Origin of the sequence: Actinopolymorpha sp. B17G11 (genome assembly GCF_040196095.1) — a bacterium.
In the GTDB taxonomy this organism is placed as follows: Bacteria; Actinomycetota; Actinomycetes; order Propionibacteriales; family Actinopolymorphaceae; genus Thermasporomyces.
In genome coordinates, this window is the sequence record NZ_JBEFTW010000009.1 from 104,930 (window position 1) to 127,972 (window position 23,043).

The 23,043-nt window shown below is 67.9% G+C and carries 21 protein-coding genes; 14 read left to right on the forward strand and 7 right to left on the reverse strand.

The window, feature by feature from the left end; genetic code table 11:
* Positions 1-56 precede the first annotated feature (56 nt).
* From ABN028_RS12295 to ABN028_RS12335, 9 genes are all read left to right on the forward strand, one after another.
* A complete protein-coding gene (locus ABN028_RS12295; protein ID WP_349696680.1) occupies positions 57-560 on the forward strand; it encodes a CHRD domain-containing protein in 504 nt (167 codons plus the stop codon).
* A 206-nt stretch (positions 561-766) separates the two neighbouring features.
* Positions 767-1,729, forward strand: coding sequence for a quinone oxidoreductase family protein (locus ABN028_RS12300; protein WP_349327209.1), 963 nt, complete (start codon positions 767-769; stop codon positions 1,727-1,729).
* Positions 1,730-1,998: 269 nt separating this feature from the next.
* Positions 1,999-3,393, forward strand: a complete 1,395-nt coding sequence (locus ABN028_RS12305; RefSeq protein ID WP_349327210.1) for an FAD-binding oxidoreductase — start codon at positions 1,999-2,001, stop codon at positions 3,391-3,393.
* 349 nt (positions 3,394-3,742) lie between these two features.
* The gene (locus tag ABN028_RS12310) at positions 3,743-5,527 is read left to right on the forward strand and encodes an ABC transporter substrate-binding protein (protein ID WP_349327212.1); all 1,785 of its coding nucleotides are present in this window, start codon (positions 3,743-3,745) and stop codon (positions 5,525-5,527) included.
* A 55-nt stretch (positions 5,528-5,582) separates the two neighbouring features.
* Positions 5,583-6,590, forward strand: a complete 1,008-nt coding sequence (locus ABN028_RS12315; RefSeq protein WP_349696681.1) for an ABC transporter permease — start codon at positions 5,583-5,585, stop codon at positions 6,588-6,590.
* A complete protein-coding gene (locus ABN028_RS12320) occupies positions 6,590-7,624 on the forward strand; it encodes an ABC transporter permease (protein WP_349696682.1) in 1,035 nt (344 codons plus the stop codon). Before ABN028_RS12315 ends, ABN028_RS12320 begins: the two co-directional genes overlap by 1 nt.
* An 8-nt stretch (positions 7,625-7,632) precedes the next feature.
* Positions 7,633-8,646, forward strand: coding sequence for an ABC transporter ATP-binding protein (locus tag ABN028_RS12325; protein ID WP_349696683.1), 1,014 nt, complete (start codon positions 7,633-7,635; stop codon positions 8,644-8,646).
* Complete coding sequence (locus ABN028_RS12330) at positions 8,643-9,503, forward strand: ABC transporter ATP-binding protein (RefSeq protein WP_349327216.1); 861 nt, start codon at positions 8,643-8,645, stop codon at positions 9,501-9,503. The genes ABN028_RS12325 and ABN028_RS12330 overlap by 4 nt, the downstream gene beginning before the upstream one ends.
* A 139-nt stretch (positions 9,504-9,642) precedes the next feature.
* Positions 9,643-10,923, forward strand: coding sequence for an acyltransferase family protein (locus tag ABN028_RS12335; RefSeq protein WP_349696684.1), 1,281 nt, complete (start codon positions 9,643-9,645; stop codon positions 10,921-10,923).
* Between the two features lie 24 nt (positions 10,924-10,947).
* Here ABN028_RS12335 and fahA read toward each other — a convergent pair whose 3' ends face one another.
* Positions 10,948-12,198, reverse strand: coding sequence for a fumarylacetoacetase (gene fahA, locus ABN028_RS12340; protein ID WP_349696685.1), 1,251 nt, complete (start codon positions 12,196-12,198; stop codon positions 10,948-10,950).
* A gap of 40 nt (positions 12,199-12,238) precedes the next feature.
* Positions 12,239-12,394 (reverse strand): hypothetical protein, encoded by a 156-nt coding sequence (locus ABN028_RS12345; RefSeq protein WP_349696686.1) that lies wholly within the window; start codon positions 12,392-12,394, stop codon positions 12,239-12,241.
* 304 nt (positions 12,395-12,698) lie between these two features.
* Here ABN028_RS12345 and ABN028_RS12350 point away from each other — a divergent pair, with 304 nt between their 5' ends.
* From ABN028_RS12350 to ABN028_RS12360, 3 genes are all read left to right on the forward strand, one after another.
* Complete coding sequence (locus ABN028_RS12350; protein ID WP_349696687.1) at positions 12,699-12,869, forward strand: hypothetical protein; 171 nt, start codon at positions 12,699-12,701, stop codon at positions 12,867-12,869.
* 88 nt (positions 12,870-12,957) lie between these two features.
* Entirely contained in the window at positions 12,958-14,538 is a 1,581-nt protein-coding gene (locus ABN028_RS12355; RefSeq protein ID WP_349696688.1) for an MFS transporter, read from the forward strand.
* Positions 14,539-14,801: 263 nt separating this feature from the next.
* Positions 14,802-16,007, forward strand: a complete 1,206-nt coding sequence (locus ABN028_RS12360) for a homogentisate 1,2-dioxygenase (protein WP_349696689.1) — start codon at positions 14,802-14,804, stop codon at positions 16,005-16,007.
* A gap of 7 nt (positions 16,008-16,014) precedes the next feature.
* On the opposite strand, the gene ABN028_RS12365 is transcribed toward ABN028_RS12360, so the two are convergent.
* Complete coding sequence (locus tag ABN028_RS12365) at positions 16,015-16,977, reverse strand: lysylphosphatidylglycerol synthase domain-containing protein (protein ID WP_349327224.1); 963 nt, start codon at positions 16,975-16,977, stop codon at positions 16,015-16,017.
* A gap of 45 nt (positions 16,978-17,022) precedes the next feature.
* Between ABN028_RS12365 and ABN028_RS12370 the strand changes: the two genes are divergently transcribed.
* Both ABN028_RS12370 and ABN028_RS12375 read left to right on the forward strand, forming a co-directional pair.
* Entirely contained in the window at positions 17,023-18,153 is a 1,131-nt protein-coding gene (locus tag ABN028_RS12370; RefSeq protein ID WP_349696690.1) for a glycosyltransferase, read from the forward strand.
* Entirely contained in the window at positions 18,150-18,893 is a 744-nt protein-coding gene (locus ABN028_RS12375; protein ID WP_349327227.1) for a class I SAM-dependent methyltransferase, read from the forward strand. The genes ABN028_RS12370 and ABN028_RS12375 overlap by 4 nt, the downstream gene beginning before the upstream one ends.
* A 35-nt stretch (positions 18,894-18,928) precedes the next feature.
* Here the strand turns inward: ABN028_RS12375 and ABN028_RS12380 are convergent, their stop codons facing one another.
* From ABN028_RS12380 to ABN028_RS12395, 4 genes are read right to left on the reverse strand one after another with little or no spacing between them, the layout of a single operon-like run.
* A complete protein-coding gene (locus tag ABN028_RS12380; RefSeq protein WP_349696691.1) occupies positions 18,929-19,987 on the reverse strand; it encodes an ABC transporter ATP-binding protein in 1,059 nt (352 codons plus the stop codon).
* Positions 19,980-21,029, reverse strand: a complete 1,050-nt coding sequence (locus ABN028_RS12385) for an ABC transporter ATP-binding protein (RefSeq protein WP_349696692.1) — start codon at positions 21,027-21,029, stop codon at positions 19,980-19,982. The genes ABN028_RS12380 and ABN028_RS12385 overlap by 8 nt, the downstream gene beginning before the upstream one ends.
* Entirely contained in the window at positions 21,029-22,006 is a 978-nt protein-coding gene (locus tag ABN028_RS12390) for an ABC transporter permease (RefSeq protein WP_349696693.1), read from the reverse strand. The genes ABN028_RS12385 and ABN028_RS12390 overlap by 1 nt, the downstream gene beginning before the upstream one ends.
* Complete coding sequence (locus ABN028_RS12395; protein WP_349327233.1) at positions 21,999-22,922, reverse strand: ABC transporter permease; 924 nt, start codon at positions 22,920-22,922, stop codon at positions 21,999-22,001. The genes ABN028_RS12390 and ABN028_RS12395 overlap by 8 nt, the downstream gene beginning before the upstream one ends.
* Positions 22,923-23,043: the final 121 nt, after the last annotated feature.

Genomic DNA, 23,043 nt, shown 5'->3' on the forward strand with positions numbered 1-23,043 from the left:
CACGTGCCCCTCGTGAATGATCCCGGATGGTCCGGGGTTCGCGCGAGGAGGAAATGATGCGCGCATGGTGTCTGCGGACAGTGGTGTTTCTCGCCGGCATGGGCGCTGTCCTTGCCGCCGGGGCGGTACCAGCTCAGGCGGCGACGGCGGCGGGGAACGTGGACGCGCGGTCCCATGGGGGAACGGTGCTGGGTGCCGTTCTGACCGGCGCGGCGGAGGTTCCGGGCCCGGGAGACGACGATGGTCGCGGGCTCTTCGTCGGCAAGGTCAAGGGCGACCTGCTCTGCTATGTGCTCGTGGCCCGCAGGATCGAGGAACCGATGGCCGCGCACATTCATGTCGCCCCGGAAGGGGCAGCTGGCCCGATCGTGGTGGGCCTCATCGCTCCGGTCGGCGGGTACTCAGCAGACTGCATCCGTGCGGTTCCCGATGACCAGAACTCCACGGCCACGCTGTCGGAGAGCGAACTGGCGTCGATCCGGTCCGACCGGTCCGGCTTCTACGTCAACGTCCACACCGCGAGCTTCCCGGCAGGTGCGATCCGCGGTCAGCTGTTCTGACGTCGGCACCGAGTGTCTGTTCTGACGCCGTACCCAGCGGCGCGTTGTAGTGTGAAATAGGGCCCTTGTCGGCATCCGTGCTCCAGGGGCCCTTTCGCTGCGTACTCCTTGCCCGGCGTACTGCCGAAAGTTTCCGCGCGGGGTGAGGATGCGTCCACGACATGACATGACGATGACATGGCCGACGATCGCAGAGAGGTGATGTGGTGCGCGCAATCCATGTCCGGCAGCACGGTGGACCCGAGGTACTGGTACTCGCCGACCTCCCGTCGCCCAAACCCGGGCCTGGCGAAGTCCTAGTCGACGTCACGGCCGCCGGCGTCAACTACATCGACACCTACCACCGCAGCGGGCAGTACCACGTCAAGCCGCCGTTCGTCCTGGGCAATGAGGGCGCGGGGACCGTCCGCGCACTCGGCGAGGGCGTCACAGGAGTCAAGGTCAACGACCGGGTGGCCTGGAGCGGTGTACTCGGGTCCTACGCCGAGCAGGCCGTCGTTCCCGCCCACAAGCTCGTCCCGCTTCCCAGCGGGGTCTCGGAGGAGCTTGCGGCCGCGTCTCTGCTCCAGGGCTCGACCGCCCACTACCTGGTGAAGTCGACGTACGAGATCCAGCCTGGCGACTGGGCGCTCGTTCATGCCGCCGCGGGCGGTGTCGGCCTCCTCCTCACCCAGATGGTGAAGCTGTGCGGCGGGCACGTCCTCGCCACCGTGTCGACGCCGGAGAAGGCCGAGCTGGCCCGTCAGGCCGGTGCCGACGAGGTGGCCAGCTACGACGAGTTCGTGAACCGGGCCAAGGAGTTGACAGGCGGCGAGGGATTCCCGGTCGTCTACGACGGCGTGGGCCGCAGCACCTTCGACGGAAGCCTCGACGCGCTCCGGCCGCGGGGGATGATGGTCCTCTACGGCGCGTCGAGTGGGCAGGTCCCTCCGCTCGACCTGCAGCTGCTCAACACCAAGGGCTCGCTCTACGTCACCCGCCCGACCCTTGCCCACTACACCCGCGACCGCGACGAGTTGCTCGACCGGGTGGGCGAGGTCTTCAGCTGGATCGGCACCGGACTCCTCTCCGTCCGGATCGGCGGGCGCTATCCGCTCACCCACGCGCGGCGCGCGCACGAGGACCTGCACAGCCGGCGTACGACGGGGAAACTCGTGCTCGTGCCCTGACCATCGAACGCCCACAGGGCGACCTGCCCAGCGCCCGACTCACGGCCTGGCCCAGCGCCCCGACCCGTTGCCCGACCCGTTGCCCGGCCTGTTGCCCGCGCGAATGACCACGCTGAGCAGGCCTGTGGTACCTGGAACAGGCGTCGACACCCGTCTGGCGTACACAGGCCTGCTCAGCGTGGTCATTCGCGGCCGGCCAGGTCGCCCGTACACAGGCCTGCTCAGCGTGGTCATTCGCGGCCGGCCGGGTCGCCCGTACGGTGGGTCCTATGACCCAGGAGGCTCCGTTCACCGATCTTGTTGCCGAGCTGTCCGCCCGCCTGCCGGCTGAGGTGGTCGTGACCGACCACGACCGGCTCAGCTCGTACCAGCGGGACATGGCGTCGTTCTGCCCAGCGGGAAAGCCGGTCGCCGCGGTGCTGGCCAGGGAGGTGGCTCATGTGCAGCACGTTCTCGCGGTGGCGTCCCGGCACGGCGTACCGGTAGTTCCCCAGGGTGGCCGGACCGGTCTCTCCGGCGGCGCCAACGCCATCGACGGGTGCATCACCCTCTCGCTCGAACGCATGGACCGGATCGTCGAGATCGACCCGGCGAACCGGATCGCCGTCGTCCAACCGGGGGTGAAGAACGCCGTCCTGTCCCGCGCGGTCGCCGAGCACGGGCTCTTCTATCCGCCCGATCCGTCCAGCTGGGAGATCTCCACGATCGGCGGCAACCTCGCGACGAATGCAGGTGGCCTGTGCTGTGTGAAGTACGGCGTCACCAGCGACTTCGTACGTTCGCTCGAGGTGGTGCTCGCGAGCGGCGAGGTCCTGCGGACCGGCCGGCGTACCGCGAAGGGTGTCGCGGGCTACGACCTGACCCGGTTGTTCGTGGGCTCGGAGGGAACGCTCGGCGTCATCACCGAGGCGACACTCGCCCTGCGACCGGCAAGCCACGAGCCGCGCACCGTGGCGGCGCTGTTCCCCACGGTGGCGGCCGCCGGTGATGCCGTGGCGCGGGTGGTGGCGGGGCGCCATGTGCCGAGCCTGCTGGAGTTCATGGACCAGGCGTCTCTGCGGGCCGCGAACGCCTATCGCCCCATGGGCCTGCCCGAGCATGCCGCGGCCATGCTGATCGCCCAGTCCGACGCGGCCGGCGACCAGGCGGGTGCGGACATCGCAGCCACGGCGAGCGTCTTCGCCGACGCCGGAGGGTTCGATGTGGTCGAGGCCGACGACGCGGCCGAGGGAGAACTGCTGCTGGCGGCCCGCAGGGAGATGCATTTCGCGCTCGAAGAGCTGAGCACCGGCCGCCTCATCGACGACGTGTGCGTTCCGGTCAGCCGGTTGGCCGAGTTCGTCCAGCACGTGGAGAAGGTCTCGGCCGACGTCGATCTCACGATCGCGGTCGTCGGCCACGCGGGCGACGGGAACGTCCATCCCAATGTCGTCTTCGAAGCCGGCGACGAGGACCAGGTGCGCCGGGCGCGTCAGGCGTTCGACGAGATCATGCGGCTCGGACTGGCGATGGGCGGCACGGTGACGGGGGAGCACGGCGTGGGGATGCTGAAGCGGGACTGGCTCGCTCAGGAGCTCGGTCCGGTGTCATTACGGGTGCATCACGACCTCAAGCGGATGTTAGACCCGGCGGGCATCCTCAATCCCGGGAAGGTCCTCGCCTGAGGACGCGCAAGTCGGTGGAAATCCTGGGCCCGTGAAATCCCGGACGACGGGAGTGTCCCCTGTCCAGAGACGGTTCGGACGCGGCTGTGCGTTCATGTCTTGACATCAATTCTGGCCGCATCCGGTCGCCAAATACCGACGGCGATTGTGCGAATTCAATTCGTAGCCAAAGGCAGCTGAAGTGCAAGACTTGTCTCCGTGTCTCGAACGCAACGAAAGGATTTCGTTGCGGCGTAGTTCTGGTTTCCCAAACTCGTTGGCCGTAACCTGCTGGGCATCCAGCACCCGATGACTGCGCGTGAGGTTTCTCGCGTCGCGAAGGCCAGGGTTTCCGAAGGGACGTGCAACGATGTCTGAGTTCGGTATGGCGCGGCGGTCGCGCCGCCAGTTCCTGCGCGGGGCAGTGCTGGCCAGTGCTGCGGCGGGGATCGGGGGCAGTGCGCTGGCGGCCTGCGGCCAGGGTGGCGCCGGAGGCGGTGACTCGACGGGGCGGGCGGGCGAAGAAGGCGAGATCCTCTTCATCGCGGGCTTCCAGTGGGGTCCACAGAGCCACTTCAATCCCTTGGGGCAGGCGACCGCGTGGCCGTGCGGGCAGAACAACATGCAGCTCATCTACGAAACCCTTGTCCGCTTCAACCTGCTCACCGGAAGCCTGGAGCCGGGCCTGGGCACGGAGCTTCAGGAGCCCGACGAGAACACCTTCGTCGTCCCGCTCCAAGAAGGAACCACGTGGCAGGACGGCAAGCCACTTACTGCCGATGACGTCGTCTACACCTTTGAGCTGGCCAAGCAGCACACCGAGTTGTCCTATGCGTCGTTCTGGGACTACGTCGACGCCGTCGAGGCCACCGATCCCGCCACGGTGACGGTCAGGCTCAGTCAGAAGACCTACAACCCCGCCCTGGTCAAGAACAACCTCGCGACGACCTACATCCTGCCCAAGCATGTCTGGGAGCCCTTGGAGAAGCAGGGCAAGCCGATGGGCGAGCACGAGAACCTCGAGCCGGTCGGATCCGGGCCCTACAAGCTCGGCGCATACAACCAGCAGCAGACCTCGCTGGATCGTTTCGACGACTACTGGGGCAAGACTGTCAACGGCGGACTGCCCAAGCCGAAGCGAATCATCCACCCGATCTTCAAGGGCAACCAGGACGGCGACATCTCGTTCGAGCGCGGTGGCGTCGACGTGATGCAGCAGTTCACTCCGCGCATCTGGAAGATGTGGGAAGACAAGGACCTCGCGGTCTCCACGTGGTTCAAGAAGGAGCCCTACCACGTTCCCGGCGGCATTCCCATGCTGGTCATCAACACCACCAAGAAAGGCCTGAACGACCCGCAGGTTCGCCGCGCTCTCGCCTTCGCGATCAATTACGCCGATATCGCTGACAAGGCGATGTCGCGGTATTCCCAGCCGGCGAACTCCAGCGTCATCCTTCCGGTCGGCGCCGAAGAGAAGTTCTTCAACCAGGAAAACGTCGACGCCAACGGCTGGACATACGACCCGGAGCAGACCAGGAAGATTCTCGAAGACGACCTCGGCGCCAAGAAGGGATCGGACGGCATCTACGTGCTGACCGACGGCACCCGCCTCGGACCGTGGACGGCGCAGTGCCCGACGGGATGGAGCGACTGGCAGCAGGCGCTGCGGATCGTCGCGGCCAACGCGAAGGAAGCTGGCATCGAGATCCGAACGAAGTTCCCGCAGGCACCGGCCGTCACGACCGCCGTGCAGGCCGGCGACTTCGACGTCGCTCTGTGGGGCGTCGCCGCCACCAGTGCCGGTACGCCGTGGCAGCGCTTCCGCGATGTCCTCGACGATCGCGGGGTCGCCAAGCTCGGCCAGCCGGCGTTCTGGAACTACGGCCGGTTCTCCGATCCCGCGGTGGCGAAGTTGCTCGACCAGGCGGCGGCAGCAGACGAGGCTGAGGTCGGCGACATCTACACCGAGCTCGACACGATCTTCATGCAGAACGCGCCGATGGTCCCGCTGATGTACCGGCCGTTGGAGTTCTTCGAGTTCAACGAGGTCAACTGGACCAACTTCCCGAGCGAGGACAACGACTACGCGCCACCGATGTTCCAGGGTGCCGGTGTGTCGTGGCTCTACAAGATCAAGCGCCTGTCGGAGGCGTGAGTCGTCGCCGGAAGCTCACGCCCATGACACCTGCCCGCGGACGTGAAGGAGCGCAATGCGGCTGCGGAACTACCTGGTAGGCAAGACGCTCTGGTACGTCGGCGCGCTCCTCGTGGCGATCGTGCTGAACTTCCTGCTGCCTCGCCTGGTACCCGGCAACCCGGTCGACGCGATCGTCGCGCAGCTCGGCCGGTCGGGCACCCAGGCGGAGGCACTCAAGCGGATCCATGAGCACTACGTCGCGGAGTTCGGCCTCAATGACCCGATGTGGCAGCAGTTCATCACCTACGTGGTCAACCTCCTGCACTTCGACATGGGTACGTCGTTCGCGCTGTACCCGGCGAAGGTCGAGGGCCTGATCCTCGAGGCGTTGCCGTGGAGCATCGGGCTTCAGCTGCCGGCCATCCTCATCGGCTGGCTGGTGGGCAACGCGCTCGGCGCGATCGCGGCGTTCAAGGGCGGATGGTTCGACCGTGGTGCGTTTCTCGGCTCACTCTTTCTGTCGAGCATGCCGTACTACTGCCTGGCGATCCTGTTGCTCTACGGCTTCGCTGTCGCGCTGCCGATGCTGCCGCCCGGCGGCGGATACGAACCCATCCACACCCCTGCGCTGACGTTCCCGTTCATCATCGACGTGCTTCGACATTATTGGTTGCCGTTCTTCTCGCTCGTCATCATCTTCGTCGGCGGGCAGGCGGTGGGCATGCGGTCGATGGCGATCTACGAGCTGAACTCCGACTACGTCAACTACGGTCGTGGGCTAGGACTGCCCGACAGCCGAATCGTGCGCTACATCTTCCGCAACGCGATGCTGCCGCAGGTGACGGGTCTGGCGCTGTCGATCGGCACCCTGGTCGGTGGCTCGCTGATCACCGAGATCGTCTTCTCCTATCCAGGGATCGGTTATCTGTTGTTCAGCGCGATCGGACAGAACGACTATCCGGTGATCCAGGCGATCACCCTGATCGTGGTCGTCGCGGTGTTGGTCGCCAACTTCCTCGTCGAGGTGGCCTACGGCTTCGTCGATCCACGGATCCGGGCGGCACAGGCAGGTGAGCGCTGATGCGGATGGTCCGGTTCACACCGCGGTTCTGGATCTCGGGGCTGTTCTTCCTCCTCGTGGCGGCGTTCGGCATTCTCGGCCCGATGTTCTTGGGCGGAAAGATCGGTGAAAGCGTCGGAGGTCAGTACGAACCACCGTCAGCCGACGCCTGGCTCGGCCTCGACGACCTCGGGCACGACATCTTCACCAGCCTGATGTTCGGGACCCGCACCTCGCTCATCATCGGCCTCGTGTCAGGAGCGGTGGCGACGTTCATCGGCGTCGCCATCGGTCTGTTCGCCGGATACCACGGTGGCGTCCTCGAAGAAGCGCTGATGGGTGTCACCAACGTCGCGCTCGCGATTCCCTCGATCGTCGTCCTGATCCTGCTCTCGGTCGCTCTGGACTTCCGGTCGATCTTCGCCATGGCCATCGTGATTGCCATTACCAGCTGGCCGTGGACCGCGCGGGCCGTGCGGGCCCAGGCGAGCAGTGTCAGGACCCGCGAGCACCTCGACGTCGCCCGGTTGTCGGGAGCAGGCACCTGGAACATCCTGCTGTGGGACGTCCTCCCGTATCTCATGTCCTACATCGCCATGGCCTTCGTCCTCCAGGTGTCGAGCGCGATCCTCGCCGAGGCGGGGCTGTCGCTGCTGGGACTCGGCCCGAGCGACGGTGTCTCGCTCGGCATCATGCTCAACTGGGCGCTGGTCGGTGAGTCCCTGCGCACCGGAGCATGGTGGGCCTTCGTACCTCCTACACTGCTGCTCACCCTGGTGGCATTCACCCTCCTGATGCTGCAGTCGAGCCTCGACGAGGTCTTCAACCCGCGGCTGCGGCGGGGGCAGAGCCTTCGCCGGACCGGCGGCGGTGCGGGTGCCGCGCTGGCGCAGGTGGGAGTCGTGGGCGAGAGTGCGCTACCACCGGAACCGGAGCCGGAGCCGGTCGCTCTCGACGCCGGCGATCTGCCAGGACCCGGAGCCGACGATGGATCGACCGGGCCGAGCAGGTCGGCGTCCGCGGCCGGCTCGAACGAAGGGGCGAGCAGAGGATGAGCGATCTGATGACGACGTCCACTCAGTCGCTGCTTCGGGCGAGCGGCCTCCGTGCCGCCTACAGCATCGGTGGCGGTCAGGTGGTGGCGGTCGACGACGTGTCGATCGACGTCCGCAGGGGCGAGGTCCTCGGCGTGGCGGGGGAGTCGGGGTGTGGCAAGTCCACGCTCGGCGCGGTCCTGTCGCTGACGGTCCGCCCGCCGTTGTTCGTGCTCGGCGGCGAGCTCGAGGTCGACGGTCAACAACTCGACCTCGGTCCCGACCGGAACCCGCCACGGGAGTGGCGCGGTGAGGTCGTGTCACTGCTGCCGCAGGGAGCCATGAACTCCCTGAGCCCGACCCTCCGGATCCGCGACTTCGTCTACGACGTGACGCGTGCCCACCGACCCGGCGTCAAGCGGGACGAGGCCATCGACCGGGCCCGCCAGCGGCTGGAGCAGCTCGACCTGCCCGCCCGCGTGCTCGACTACTACCCGCACCAGCTCAGCGGCGGCATGAAGCAGCGCGTCGTCACGGTGGTGTCGGCCCTGCTCGACCCGCGCCTGCTCATCGCCGACGAACCCACCTCCGCTCTCGACGTGTCGTCCCAGCGCGTCCTCATCGAGATGTTGCGGGAGATGTTGAGCCAGGAGATCATCGGCGGCGTCATCTTCATCACCCACGACCTTCCGGTGCTCAACACCATCGCCGACCGGATCGCCATCATGTACGCAGGCCAGATCGCCGAGGTCGGCTACACCAGCGAGATCATCAACCGCCCGAGGCATCCGTACAGCGCGGCGCTCCTGTCCTCCGTCCTCGTCCCGGAGCCGCAGATGCGACGCACGAGGGTCCGCGGCATCCCCAGCGCGCCGCCCAGCCTGGCGAGCCCGCCGAGTGGCTGCCGGTTCCATCCCCGGTGCGGCATGGTGATGGACGTCTGTCGTACGGACGAACCACCCCAGGTGGGCGCAGGGCTGCGCTTCTCGCGGTGCTGGTGGGCTGACCAACATCCCGGCGAGTCGGTGGAGGTGGGAGGGTGACCTCGCAGGACGGATCCACCGGCACGGCGGTCGACCAGTCGCGCGGCGTTGCGCGAGGAACGGCTGGCGACAAGGCACCGTTGCTCGAGGCCCGTGGTCTCAGCCGGACGTTCGGCCACGGCGCCAGTCTCGTCCGGGCTGTCGACGACGTGTCGTTCACCCTGGGACGGCAGGAAGTCGTCACCATCGTGGGGGAGAGCGGCAGCGGCAAGTCGACCCTGGCGCGGCTGCTGCTGCGCCTGCTCGACCCGACGGCCGGCACCGTGCACCTCGACGGCCAGGACGTCACAGCGCTGACGGGCCGGCGGCTGCGGACGTACTGGCGTGACGTGCAGGCGGTCTTCCAGGACCCGTTCAGTGCGTTCAACCAGTTCTTCACCGTACGTAGGCTGCTCCGCCGGTCGCTGTCCCTCGCCTCCGAAGCCGCCGGCGACGATGCCGAGGCGCAGATGGCGCGGGCACTCGAGCACGTCGGCATGTCGGCGGCCGAGGTGCTCGACAAGTGGCCGCACCAGTTGTCCGGCGGACAGCGGCAGCGGGTGATGATCGCCCGGGCCCTGATGTTGCAGCCGCGCATTCTCGTCGCCGACGAGGCCACCTCGATGCTGGACGCCTCGCTACGGGCGAACATCCTCAACGTGCTCGGTGACCTGCGTACCGACTACGACCTGACGATCCTGTTCATCACCCACGACATCGGCCAGGCCTGCTACGTGAGCGACCGGGTGCTCGTCATGTGTCAGGGCGAGCTTGTCGAGCAGGGGCCGACCGACGACGTGATCTTCAACCCGCAGCACGAGTACACCCAGCGGTTGCTCGCCGACGTCCCCCGCCTGCACGAGAACATCCTCGACTGAGTTCGGTCCGTCGAGTCCCTGGAGAGTGACCCTGGGGCCGATATTGTCCTGCGGTAGCGGGAATCCCCGGGTGACCCCGGCACGCTTTCGGGGGCGTTCCGGATGGGAGCGGCGGTGAATTCTTCCTAGCGTCGCTGGTATGACCGATGTCGTCGCGGGTCAGCCCGCTGCCGCGCCGGCTCCGCAACCACTGCCGCCCCGGCAACGTTCGTCGCGTGGGGAGTCGTTCCGCTCGCGGATCGATGCCGCGACGCCGCCCGAGCGTGACCGGGCCATCGACGGTTTGCGCGCCCTGGCGACTCTCGGCGTGATCGTCGGCCACTGGCTGGTGGGCGCGCTGGTGGTCCAGCCGGACGGCGCATTGCAGATCTCGAGTCCGCTGCAGACCCTCGGCTGGCTCGGCCCGGCCAGTTGGATGCTGCAGATGCTCGGCCTGTTCTTCCTGGTCGGCGGCTATTCGGCAGTCGCGAGCCAGGCGCGCGCGCAGTCGCGCGGCGAGTCCTATCGCGACTGGGTGCTGCGGCGGTTCGTCCGGCTCGGGCGTCCCGTGGTGGCGGCCATTTCGGTGTCGGCGGCGTGTCTCCTGGTGCTCGGCGCGGTCGGGGTACCCACCGGGACGCTGCGTACCTGGGTCGTTCTACTGGTCCAGCCGTTCTGGTTCGTCCTCGTCTACGCGGCCTTGACGGCGTTGACCAGGTACGCCGTCGCCGCCGACCGCCGTCTGGGCGCGTGGGCGGCACTCCCCCTCTTCGCCATCGTCGCAGCCGGCGACCTGCTGCGTTACGGACCGTGGCAGGACGCGGTGCCAAGCTGGGTCGGCCTGGTGAACCTGTTGCCTGGTTGGCTTTTCGCCTATCAGCTCGGCGTTTCCTGGGCGCGCGGACGGCTCGTACGACGCGGCTGGTGGCTGCTCCTGGGTGGCGGGACAGTGGCGTTCGCGGTGCTGGTTCTTGCGTTCGACTATCCGCTCAGCATGGTGGGCGTCCCCGGTGCCGAACGGACGAACTCCCATCCACCGTCGTTGCTCGTGCCCGCACTTGCCGCAATCCAGTCCGGGGCGGCGATCGCATTGCACAGACGGCTCAACCGGTTGTTGCGGGCGCCTGGGCTCTGGGCCGGGGTCGCCGTCGTCAACCTCGCGGCCATGACGATCTTCTGCTGGCACCAGGTGCCGATGGTGCTCGTGTCCATGGGTGGGGCGGTGAGCGGTGAGGTTCCCGGGTTGACGGCGGCGCCGGAGGATCTGGGATGGGTGCTGGCGCGGCTCGCCTGGATCCCGGTGATGGCGGTCCTCCTCGCCGGAATCGCCTTGCTGACAAGGAGATTCGAGGGACCCTGGGACGGGCTCGCCCGCGGCTACCGGCTGCTGGCCGCGATCCTGGCCGTCGTGTTCGCGGGTTTCGCCGTCGCGTTGTACTGACGCGTCCTCCGGCAGGTGTCGGGTCTATGTTCCACCAGGCGGGCTGGCGCGGTATGCCGGTGCCGTTGCCGGGCAGACGGTTCCGGTCACCTCACCGAACCCGAGCCGCTGGGTCTCGCCCGCTGGTGCGGTCGCTTCGATCGTGACCGTGTCGCCGTCGAGGAGGAACGTCCGCTGCGATCCGTCCGCCAGCGTGACCGGTCGCGTGCCTCCGTCGGTCAGTTCGATGAGGGAGCCGCAGGTGTCCTCACACGGGCCGGAGACCGTGCCGGACGCGAAGAGATCGCCGGTACGCAAGGCAGCGCCGTTGGCGGTGAGGTGGGCGAGCTTCTGGCCGGGCGTCCAGTACATGTCGGCATAGCTAGGCCGCGACACGACCGTGCCGTTGAGGCTGACGGTGAGCTCGAGGTCGAGGCCGAAGTCATGCGTTCCACGTAGGTAGGCCAGCGGTTCGGGATCCTGGGTCGGTGGCGTGAGCATGGCGGGTTCGAGCGCGTCGAGGGGGACGACCCAGGGCGATATCGACGTCAGGAACGACTTGCCGAGGAACGGTCCCAACGGTCGCGCCTCCCACGCCTGCAGGTCGCGGGCGGACCAGTCGTTGACGAGGACGACGCCGAAGACGTGGTCGCGTACGTCATCGACACTCACCTGGGTGCCCAGCTCTGTCGGCGTACCGATGACGAACCCCACCTCGGCCTCGATGTCCAGCCGGCTGGTGGGACCGAACTCGGGCGCGGCGGCGTCGGCGGGGCGGAACTGCCCGGACGGGCGCCGCACCGGAGTGCCCGAGACGGCGACCGTGCCGGCCCGGCCGTGGTAGCCGACCGGCAGATACTTCCAGTTGGGGTTGAGCGGCGGCTCACCCGGCCGGAGGATCTGGCCAAGACGGGTGGCGTGGTGTTCGGAGGCGTAGAAGTCGACGAAGTCGGCCACAGTGAACGGCATGTGCAGGCGTACCTGGTCGCGGGGAACCAGTTCGGGTTCGACGAGGGGGCGGTAGCTCTCGTCGATCAGGCGTTCGGTCAGCCAGTGCCGGACCGCGCCCCACGCGCGGCGACCGAGGGCCATGAACGGGTTGAGCGTCGGCTCCTGGAACACGCTCGCGAAGTCCGCTCCCTCGCTCGCCGCGAGCGGTGCGAGGTCGAGCACGTAGCGGCCGATGGCCACGCAGACCCGCGGGTCCTCCTCGCCGTGGGAGAAGACGCCGTAGGGGAGGTTCTCCACCGGGAACGGCGAACCGTGGGCGACCGGGACCCAGCTCGAGAGCGACACGGGTCAATCCTGCAGGAACCCGCGCTCCCGCAGGGTCGAATCACCGGGAGGCCGCGTACCCGGAACGCGGGCGGGAGCCGTCGTGGGAGGCAGCGACGCGCGCCGCCGCCCGCACCAGCGTGGCGAGGGCCCGAGAGCGGCTGCCCTCCGGCCATGCCAGGACGAGCGTGGTTGGCTCAGCGTCGATGACGGGCACGTGGACAAGGTCGTGGCGCAGATGGTCGCGTACGGACCCGGGTAGGACCCGCGATCACCTGGCCCAGCGCGATGAGCTGCATCAACCGGCCGTCGTCCCGGAGTTCTGGTAGACCGGCGTCGGTTTCGTCAGGCGCCACGGACCTGGACAAGGACCTCGACTTCGTACCGCCGCGTACGGCCGCACAGGGAGCGGCGATCGCGGTCAAGCTGGCAACACTCGGGAACGACGGCCCTCGGGTGGGCTCTTCAGCAACGACGGCGTCGGTGGCCTGGTAGACCGCCCGGTGATCATGAGCCGGACCATGAAGGAACCCGGCCCTGATCATGAACCAACCGGCGAGGTGGACCGAACCATGATCATGAACCGAACGATGAAGGAAAACTGGACCATGAAGGAAAATCGGGCCATGCGCACGCAAATTTTTCATGATCACGATCATGATCACGAGGGTCCGGCGGCACCGGAGGGCTGACGGGGCAGGCGGGGCAGGATGGCGAAGATCCCGGCCTATCAGGGCCTCGACGGGTGGTTCGGGCTGAGGATGCTGGTTGGATGTGCGCGTGACGAGCGCTGGCCAGACCTCCCGGCTCCGGGGGACAGCAGGGCACCGCGTCTACAGCGTCGTCGTCTTCATCATTCTTGCCTCCGTCGACAACGTGGCAGCCGTGCTCGTTCCACCCCTCTACAGCCCGATCGCTCGGGACTTCGGCGTGCGCGAGGGCGCGGTCGGGTTCGTGACGGCGATCTGCTTCCTGGTCGCCGCGATCGCCGCCGTGGCCTGGGCGTACGCCGGCGACCGGACGCAACGCAAACCGGTCCTCATGATCGGCACGCTCGTCTGGGCGGCAGGAACGGCCGGGACGGCCCTGTCCGGCAGCTTCCTCGGCTTCTTCGCCGCCCAGGTGGTCGCCGCGGTGGGCATCGGTGCGGTCGCGTCGGTCGGATTCTCGGTCGTCAGCGACCTGATCGCGCCCCGACGGCGAGGCTTGGTGATGAGCTTCTGGGGGCTCTCCCAGGGGGTCGGCACCCTCCTTGGGACCCTGCTCTCCGGCGTCCTCGGTGCATACGACTGGCGGCGACCCTTCTGGGTGCTGACCGTCGCCGGCGTCGTCGCCACGGTCGCGTACCTGTTCACCTACGACGTACGCCGGGGCCAGAGCGAGCCGGAGCTGGCAGCGATCTTCGCCGCCGGAAAGGAGTACCCCCACCGGATCGGTCTCGCGGAGGTACCCCGCATCCTGGTCCGGCGGACCAACCTCTGGTTGGTGATGCAGGGCTTCACGGCGCAGTTCGTGTTCGGGTCGCTGGTGTGGTTGCCGCGGCTGTTCCAGGCGAAGGCCGAGGCGGAGGGATACGCGGAGTCGACCGCGATCGTCATCGGCGCGCTGTTCGCGACCCTGTTCCAGTTCGGCGCGGTCCTGTCGATCGTCGGCGGTCTGATCGGTGATCGGCTGCAGCGGCGTACGTTGCGTGGGCGGGCTCTCGTCGCCACGGTCGGCATCCTTGGCGGCATCCCGTTCTATGTCGTGCTGTTCTTCCTTCCCCTGCGGGTCGATGTCGTGGCAGGGGGCGGCACCAGCGACATCGTCTCGGCGGTCCTGACGAGTGTGGTGAGTGAGCCGACCGTCGGGATCAGCTTCCTGGTGGCCTTCCTCGCGCTCGCCCTGACCTCGGCGAACGCCCCGAACTGGTACGCCCTCCTCGTCGACGTCAACCCGCCCGAGCACCGCGGGACGGTGTTCAGCACGGGCAACCTCGTCAACGGCGCCGGGCGCGCGCTCGGCAACGGGCTCGTCGGACTCGTGTTCCGGGCCCTGCAGGTGTCGTTCCCGCCGCCGCTGAACTACGCGCTGGGGCTCGCGGCGTTCCAGCTCTTCTTCCTACCTACCGGTCTGATGTACTGGCTCGCCTCCCGCAGTTCGCCTGGAGACATCGAGTCGGTACGCACGACCCTCCGGGCACGCGCGGACGCCGGTGCCGTGGCCGCTCAGCGGGCGGACATGGGCCAGCCAGCAGAGATGGGTCAGCCGGCGGACATGGGTCAGCCGGCGGACATGGGTCAGCCGGCGGACATGGGTCAGCCGGCGGACATGGGCCGGCCGGCGGACACTGCCCAGGGAGGCAGGCGCCCGACACCCTGAGATCCGGCGTTGCGTCCGTGAATGACCACGTTGAGCATGCCTGTGGTCCGACACGAGGTATCCACACATGGTCCGGGTCCCACAGGCATGCTCAACGTGGTCATTCGTGTCATCTCAAACCTGGATGCCCGCACGGGGAAATCGGCGGCCGGATTCGTGCTGCCGACCGTCCGGAGTCCGGCGTACGGTCAAAGGCACGCCAGTTCGGGGGCCTCTGGCCGCGCGGCCGCCGCCCGCCCGTGGAGGATGGTGAGGAGTACGACATGCCCTACTACCGCAGCGTCGGCGACGTTCCGCCCAAGCGCCACACGCAGTTCCGGCAGCCCGACGGCACCCTCTACCGCGAGGAGCTGATGGGGGAGGAGGGCTTCTCCTCCGACTCGTCGCTGCTCTACCACTCCGGCGTGCCCTCCGCGATCGTGGACGCCCAGGTGTGGGAGCCGGGTGACCTCGCGACCCAGCCGAACCATCCCCTGACCCCGCGGCATCTGAAGCTGCACGGGCTGTTCGAGAACCAGGAGTGGAAGGCGTACGACCCGGTGACCGGCCGTCGGTTGCTGCTCGGCAACGCCGATGTCCGGATCTCCTACGTCTGGGCCGGCGAGGAGTCTCCGCTGTACCGCAACGCCGTCGGGGACGAGTGTGTCTACGTCGAGGCGGGGACAGCCCGCGTCGAGACCGTGTTCGGCGTGCTCGACGCCCGGCAGGGCGACTACGTGATGATCCCTCGGGCGATGACACACCGGTGGATCCCGCAGGGCGACGCACCTCTTCAGGCGTACTGCATCGAGGCCAACTCCCACATCGGGCCGCCGGCGAAGTACCTCTCCCGCTACGGCCAGTTCCTCGAGCACGCGCCCTACTGCGAGCGGGACCTGCACGGCCCGGCCGAGCCGTACGTCCAGACGGGCACGGATGTCGAGGTCCTGGTCAAGCACCGCGGGCCCGGCGCGGCGGGCATCGTGGGCACCCGGATGGTCTACGCCACGCACCCGTTCGACGTGGTGGGCTGGGACGGGTGCCTGTATCCGTACACGTTCAACGTCGAGGACTTCGAGCCGATCACCGGACGTGTGCACCAGCCGCCACCGGTTCACCAGGTGTGGGCGGGGACGAATTTCGTGGTGTGCACCTTCTGCCCCCGCAAGGTCGACTACCACCCGCTGGCGATCCCGGTGCCCTACTACCACTCGAACGTCGACAGCGACGAGGTGATGTTCTACGTCGGCGGCGACTACGGCGCCCGCAAGGGGTCGGGCATCGGGCTCGGCTCGATCTCGCTGCACCCGGGCGGATACGCGCACGGCCCGCAGCCGGCGTCGATCGACGCGTCGCTCGGTGTCCAGGAGGTCGACGAGTTGGCCGTCATGGTCGACACGTTCCGGCCCCTCGAGCTGGGCGAGGCGGGTCTCGCGAGCGACGACGGGGTGTACGCCTGGACCTGGGCCGGCCGCCGTACCGACACCTGATCACCGGTCAGCGGACGGGGGCCTCGTCGACCGGCGGGCGGATCGTCCGCATCGACAGCGTGCCGGCACCGGCCAGGAGCAGGTCGGCCACCGTGATCAGGACCCGCGACGCGAGCGCGACCACGATCGCGTCGGCTCGGTCGAGCACGGGCAGCAGGATCGCCACCAGCGCCACCTCCCGGACGCCCAGCCCGGCAGGTGTGATCACCCCGAGGTAGCCGATGCACCAGGCGAGAGCGAATCCGCCGATCGCGAGCGGCGCCAGGGCCGCCGGATCCGCACCGAGGGCCACACCCAGGATCCACACGTGCAGCCCGTAGATCAGCCACTGCGTCACGCCGGCGGCCGCCGCGCGCGCCGAGACCGCGAGCGTAAGGGGCGTCTCCAGTGCGGGCCGCTTGACCAGCCGCAGCAGCCGGTCGAGCAGGGGGTTGAGCACCTTCGGATGGAGCAGGACGACGACGAGCGGTGTCAGCGCGAACGCCCACCGGAACGCCGGTGGCGCCGTCCCACCCGCCAGCGGCAGCGTGCCGGTTGCCACGACCAGACCGCTGGCGAACGTGTACAGCATCAGTAGGACGAAAACCGTCACTGAGCGTCGTCGCGGCACCCCGTGGTCACGCCCGAGCTCCATCTGGGCGACCATCGGCCACACAGTCCCCGGAATGTACTTGCCGAGCTGACCGACATAGAGCACCCGCGCCGCCACCCGGTACGGCAGCGGTGAGCCGAGGCCGGCCAGCAGCAGGCGCCACAGCACCATGCTGGTGAACAGCGACGCGAGGACCACCAGGAGCGCGGCGCCCAGCACCGGAGGGTGTAGCTGGACCATCGCCTGGTTGATCCCGTCCCACTCGCGGGCGATCGCCACCACGCCGAGTGCCGCAGCCACGACGACGAACCCGACCCGCAGCGCGCGACTGGAAAGTACGCGGAGGACGGCTGTAGTTATCGATCGGTACGCCAACACGTTACGGAAGCGTACGGTACGCAGGGCAACGCGCTGTTACGCTCCATGTCCGTGCGGGTGTTGGTCTTCGGAACATATGACGTACGCAGCCATCCGCGGGTGGGAATTCTCGCCGATGGCCTGCGGCGTCGTGGCCTCGACGTGGCCGAGTGCAATGTGCCGCTCGGGCTCGACACCGCCGAGCGCGTCGAGATCCTCAAGCGACCCGCGCTGCTGCCGACTCTGCTGGTCAGGCTCGTGCGCTGCTGGTACGCCCTGGCTCGCCAGGCCCGCCGGCAGCCGCGCCCTGACGTGGTGCTGGTCGGGTATCTCGGTCATTTCGACGTCCTGCTGGCCAAGCTGTTGTTCAGGCGTACGCCCATTGTTCTCGATCATTTGATCTTCGCCGCTGACACGGCCCGTGACCGGGGTGAGACAGGTGGCCTCAAGCTGGCCCTGTTGCGGGTCGTCGACCGGATGGCGCTCCGATCGGCCGACGTGATCGTCGTCGACACCGAGGAACACCGCGAGCTCGTGCCGGACCGATATCGCGACCGGGCGGTCGTGGCCGCAGTGGGCGCCGCCGACGAGTGGTTCGAGGTGGCACGCCCGGCGGACGAGGTCAGCGGGGACCGGCTGCGGGTGGTGTTCTTCGGCGTCTACACGCCGTTGCACGGCACGCCAGTGATCGGCCACGCGCTGACCGAACTCGCCGGTGAGTCGATCGACGTCACCATGATCGGATCCGGTCAGGACGACGCGGAGACTCGCGCGGCCGCCCGTGCCAACGACCGGGTGACCTGGGTGGACTGGGTGGCCCCTGACGAGCTCCCGAAGGTCGTCGCCGACCACGACGTCTGCCTGGGCGTGTTCGGCACGACCATGAAGGCGTTGAACGTCGTACCCAACAAGGTCTTCCAGGGGGCCGCTGCCGGCTGCGCCGTCGTGACATCGGGCACCTCTCCCCAGCGGAGGACCCTCGGCACCGCCGCCCTTTTCGTACCACCTGGCGACTCGGCGGCACTGGCCTCGGCGCTACGCCGGCTCGCCTGGGACAGTAGGTATCTCACCCGGATGCGCACCGCCGCTGCCCGGCTGGCCGTGGAGCGTTTCGCACCCGACCAGATCGTCGGACCCCTCCTTGACCACCTCCAGGATCATCTCCACACAGTGACGAAAGCGCGGGACTCATCGTGACCTTGCCTCCTCTCAGCCCGAACGCCTGGCTGCGCTGGGACCTCGTTTCCCGGCTCCTGCCCGAAGGTGCGTACGCCGCGCTGGAAGTGGGCTGCGGGCAGGGTGGCTTCGGCGCCAGGCTGGCCCAGCGGTACCGCTACGTGGGGCTCGAGCCTGACCCCGAGTCCTACCGCGTGGCGTGCGAACGGCTCGCGGCAGCCGGCGGCGACGGTGAGGTACGCAACGGCGACCTGTCAGCGCTGCGCCTGGAGGAGACCTTCGACGTGGTGTGTGCGTTCGAGGTGATCGAGCACATCGAGCACGACGACAAGGCACTGGCCGAGTGGGCGGGCCGGCTGCGTCCCGGCGGGTGGATGGTGCTGAGCACACCGGCCTTCCAGCACCGGTTCGGTCCGGCTGACGTCATGGCCGGACACTTCCGGCGGTACGACCCAGCGATCATGGCCAGGCTCCTGCGCGAGACCGGGTTGGAGAACGTCGAGATCCACCAGTTCGGCGGGCCACTCGGCTACGTGCTCGAGGCCGGCCGCAACCAGATCGGGAAGCGACGGGTCGCCGCGCAGGCGAGAGCGGACGCGTCGATGGCCGACAAGACCAGTGGCAGCGGCCGGCTGCTCCAGCCGAAGTCGGGGGTACAGGCGGCCACCACGAAGTTCGGGACGCTGCCCTTCCGGTGGCTGCAGCGCCGGTTCCCCGGGCACGGGCCGGGTCTGGTGGCGCGGGCGCAACTTCCGGCCTAGGCCCTTGGGCCTGACCCGTTCGCCAGGGTCGACGCTCAGCTGGAGGTGGGGGCGTGCACGATCTCGAGGCTCTCGGCGAAGTGGCAGGCGGACGGATGGCCTTGGCCCCGGTCGATGAGTGCGGGGACCTCACTGGCGCAGATGTCCTGAGCCTTCCAGCAGCGCGTACGGAACCGGCAGCCGGATGGCGGGTTGGCCGGCGACGGCACATCTCCGGTCAGGACGATCCGTTCCTTGGCGCCACGCAGCCCCGGGTCACGTACCGGCACCGCTGACAACAATGCCTGCGTGTACGGATGGGCCGGCTGGTCATAGACCTCGGCGTGACTGCCCGACTCCACGATCCGGCCCAGGTACATCACGGCCACCCGGTCACTCAGGTGACGCACGACCGAAAGGTCGTGGGCGATGAAGAGGTACGACAGCGCGAAGTCGTCCTGCAGGTCCTCGAGCAGGTTCATCACCTGCGCCTGCACCGAGACGTCCAGGGCGGACACCGGTTCGTCACAGACGATGACCTTCGGCCGCAACGCCAGCGCGCGCGCCACGCCGATGCGCTGGCGCTGACCGCCGGAGAACTGGTGCGGGTATCGATTGGCATAGTCCGGGTTCAACCCGACGCGCTCGAGCAGCTCCCGCACCTGGCGCGGCCGGTCCTTGGACGGAACCACATCGGGATGGATCTCCCACGGCTCGGCCACGATGTTCCCGACGGTCATCCGCGGGTTCAGCGACGTGTAGGGGTCCTGGAAGACGATCTGTACCTGCCGGCGATAGCGCCGCAGTTGGCGATTGTTCATGGCGGCGACGTCCTGGCCCTCGAAGAGGATCTGGCCGGATGTCGGCCGCTCCAAGGCCATGACGAGCTTGGCAACCGTGGACTTCCCGCAGCCCGACTCGCCAACGAGGCCCACTGTCTCGCCGGGGTGGAGTTCCAGCGAGACACCATCGACCGCCTGGACCTGGCCGATCGTCCGATGGAACACGATGCCCTGGGTCAGCGGGAAGTGCTTGACCAGGTCCTTGATCACCAGAACCGGCTCGGCACCCGGGGAGCCGTGGCGCGCCTCGGGGCCCTGTGGTTGATCAGGCACGGTGGAGCTCCTCGCTGTAGTGGCACGCGCTCGCCCGGCCCAGACCGAACTCCCGCAGCGTCGGGACATCCACCCGGCAGTCGCGGTCATCCTGTGCCGCGGCGTCGAACCTCGCATGGGGGCACCGCGGGTGGAACGCACAGCCAGGAGGTATCGCGGCGAGGTTCGGTGGCTGGCCGCTGATCGGACGCAACCGGACGCCCTTGGACTCCGCGTGGGGGACCGACGCCATCAAGCCGTTGGTGTACGGATGGGTGGGCGCGGTGAACACCTCGTCGATCGTCCCCGACTCGACGATCTTGCCGGCGTACATGACGACCACGCGGTCGGCGACCTCGTTGACCACACCGAGGTCGTGGGTGATCAGGATGAGGCCCATTCCCGTCTCGGACTGGAGGTCGCTCAGCAGCTCCATGATCTGGGCCTGCACCGTGACGTCCAGCGCGGTTGTCGGCTCGTCGGCGATCAGGATCTCCGGACCCAGCGCGAGCGCCATCGCGATCATGACGCGTTGCCGCATCCCGCCGGAGAACTGGTGGGGGTAGTCGTTGACCCGATCCCGGGCCGCCGGAATCCGGACGCGCTCCATGAGCTCGATGGCCCGGGCCTTGGCTTCCTTCCGGGACGTACCCACGTGCGCGGTGTACATCTCCGCGATCTGGTGGCCCACCGTGAAGACCGGATTCAGTGCCGACAGCGCGTCCTGGAAGATCATGGCCATGCCCGGGCCGCGGACCAGCCGTTGTTGCTCGGCGGTCATGGACAGCATGTCGTTGCCGTGGAACCTGATAGAGCCGCCCGTGACGAATCCGGGTGGCGTGTCCAGGATGCCCATGACCGCCTGGACGTTGACGCTCTTGCCTGAGCCGGACTCTCCCAGGATGGCGAGGGTCTCGCCTTGGCTGACCTCGTAGCTGATGCCGTTGACCGCTTGGACCACGCCGTACGGAGTTCGGAACTCGACGCGCAGGTCGTCGACTTCGAGGACCGGCGTGTTCGAGGGTCCGGCCGCGAAGTGGGAGGTGATCGTCGTCTCAGTCATCAGCGCAGCTTCGGGTCGAGGGCGTCACGGAGTGCGTCTCCCATCAAGATGAACGAAAGAACGGTCAATGACAGGAACAAGCTCGGGAAGAAGACCAGGAAGCCCGAGTCCCGTATTCGCTGTAGTCCGGAGTTGATCTGCAGACCCCAGGAGATCTCCGGAAGCTTCAGGCCGATACCGATGAACGACAGCGTCGCCTCCGCGGCGATGATCAGGCCGACGGTGATCGTCGCGTACACGAGTACGGGTGCCACGGCGTTCGGCAGGATGTGGCGCACCAGTATCCGCCACGTGGACGCTCCAAGGGCCCGCGCCGCCTGTACGTAGTCTGCGTCCTTGACCGAAACGATGGTCGCGCGTACCAGCCGCATCGGGTTCATCCAGGCGAAGATCATGATCGCAAGTGACACCTGAACGATGCCGCGGTCACGAAGGGCCGACAGCAGCACGACCGTGGCTCCGAGAATCAGTGGCAGTCCGTAGAAGACGTCGGTGATCCGGGCCAGCAGTGCATCGAGCCACCCGCCGTAGTAACCCGCCAGCGACCCGATCACCACACCGATGAGGAGAATCCCGAGGGTGGTGAAGAATCCCACCGCCATCGAGACTCGTGCGCCGTAGACGACGTTGGCGAAATAGTCGCGCCCCTGGATGTCGTATCCGAACCATGCTTCGCTGCTGGGTGGCTTCGTCGACAACGAGAGGTCGGCCGCGCGCGGGTCGGCGTCGGTGAACAACCCGGGCGCGATCGCCATGACCGCAAAGACCACGAACAGCCCGGCGCCCAGCAGAAACACCGGGTTGCGACGCAGCTGCCGCCACGCGTCGGACCACAGGGTCGCCTGGCGTAGCTCGCCGCCAGCCTGGGCCACCGTCGTGTCGGCCGCCTTCTGGTCCTGGACGGTTCCAGCCCCGGTGAAGGTATGGGCCCCGCCGAGGTCCGGTGCCGTTTCTCGGGCGGGCGCTTGCTCAGTCATAGCGGATCCTCGGATCGATGACGGCGTACAGGATGTCGACGATCAGGTTGAAGAAGATGTAGAAGAACACGAAGATCGTGACGATGCCGACGACGACGAAGCCTTCCTGTCGTTGGACGGACTCGAAGACAGCACGGCCCAGGCCCGGAATGTTGAAGACCGTCTCCGTCACGATGGCGCCGGCCAGCAGGCTCCCCAGGTCGGCGCCGATGAACGTCACGACCGGGATCAGGCTGTTTCGCAGCGTGTGTTTGCCGACGACGACGGACGGTTTGAGTCCCTTGGCACGCGCGGTGCGGACGTAGTCCTGGCGGAGATTCTCCGCCAGGCTGGTGCGGGTCAACCGCGCGATGTACGCGAGCGAGGTGGAGGCGAGGACCACCCCGGGGAGGATGTAGCTGAGGAGGCCTTCGTTGAGTCCGGCGATCGGCAGCCAGCCCAGCCGCAGCCCGAAGATCGACTGCCCCAGGAATCCCAGCACGAAGACGGGGATCGACACGGCGATTGTCGTCGACACGAGGACCAGGTTGTCCATGTAGGACCCCCGGCGAATGCCGGCCAGGATGCCGGCGATGAGCCCGATGACGACCTCGACGACAAGGGCGACGATCGCCAGACGTACGGTGATCGGCAGTCGCTGGGTAATCGTGTCGAGTACCGGTCGGCCGGCGAAGTCCTGGCCGAGATCGCCCTGGAACAGCCCGATGACGTACTTGCCGTACTGCACCAGAAGTGGGTCGCCCAGGTTGTACTCGTCCTGAATGGCCGCGCGGGTGGCATCCGAGATCGGCCGGTCACCGCCGAGGGCGCGGATCGGGTCGCCCGGTAGTGCGTACACCATCCAGAAGATCAGCAGCGACGCGCCGATCAACACCGGGACGGTCATCAGGATCCGGCGCGCGATGTAGTGGCCCATGTCCCTTCCTCACCTGTCTCTACCGGCGAAGCGGTCGTTGGGGTGCACCGCGGACAGTGGGGCGTTCGACGCCCGGGCACGTACAGCCTGCCCGGGCGTCGAACACCACCGCGGTACACCC

Excerpts from the sequence above, each read along its gene's own strand:
- ABN028_RS12295 (WP_349696680.1), top strand. The coding sequence starts at position 57 with ATGCGCGCATGGTGTCTGCGGACAGTGGTGTTTCTCGCCGGCATGGGC.
- ABN028_RS12305 (WP_349327210.1), top strand. The coding sequence starts at position 1,999 with ATGACCCAGGAGGCTCCGTTCACCGATCTTGTTGCCGAGCTGTCCGCC.
- ABN028_RS12310 (WP_349327212.1), top strand. The coding sequence starts at position 3,743 with ATGTCTGAGTTCGGTATGGCGCGGCGGTCGCGCCGCCAGTTCCTGCGC.
- ABN028_RS12315 (WP_349696681.1), top strand. The coding sequence starts at position 5,583 with ATGCGGCTGCGGAACTACCTGGTAGGCAAGACGCTCTGGTACGTCGGC.
- ABN028_RS12320 (WP_349696682.1), top strand. The coding sequence starts at position 6,590 with ATGCGGATGGTCCGGTTCACACCGCGGTTCTGGATCTCGGGGCTGTTC.
- ABN028_RS12325 (WP_349696683.1), top strand. The coding sequence starts at position 7,633 with ATGACGACGTCCACTCAGTCGCTGCTTCGGGCGAGCGGCCTCCGTGCC.
- ABN028_RS12335 (WP_349696684.1), top strand. The coding sequence starts at position 9,643 with ATGACCGATGTCGTCGCGGGTCAGCCCGCTGCCGCGCCGGCTCCGCAA.
- ABN028_RS12350 (WP_349696687.1), top strand. The coding sequence starts at position 12,699 with ATGAAGGAACCCGGCCCTGATCATGAACCAACCGGCGAGGTGGACCGA.
- ABN028_RS12360 (WP_349696689.1), top strand. The coding sequence starts at position 14,802 with ATGCCCTACTACCGCAGCGTCGGCGACGTTCCGCCCAAGCGCCACACG.
- ABN028_RS12370 (WP_349696690.1), top strand. The coding sequence starts at position 17,023 with ATGTCCGTGCGGGTGTTGGTCTTCGGAACATATGACGTACGCAGCCAT.
- ABN028_RS12385 (WP_349696692.1), bottom strand. The coding sequence starts at position 21,029 with ATGACTGAGACGACGATCACCTCCCACTTCGCGGCCGGACCCTCGAAC.
- ABN028_RS12390 (WP_349696693.1), bottom strand. The coding sequence starts at position 22,006 with ATGACTGAGCAAGCGCCCGCCCGAGAAACGGCACCGGACCTCGGCGGG.
- ABN028_RS12395 (WP_349327233.1), bottom strand. The coding sequence starts at position 22,922 with ATGGGCCACTACATCGCGCGCCGGATCCTGATGACCGTCCCGGTGTTG.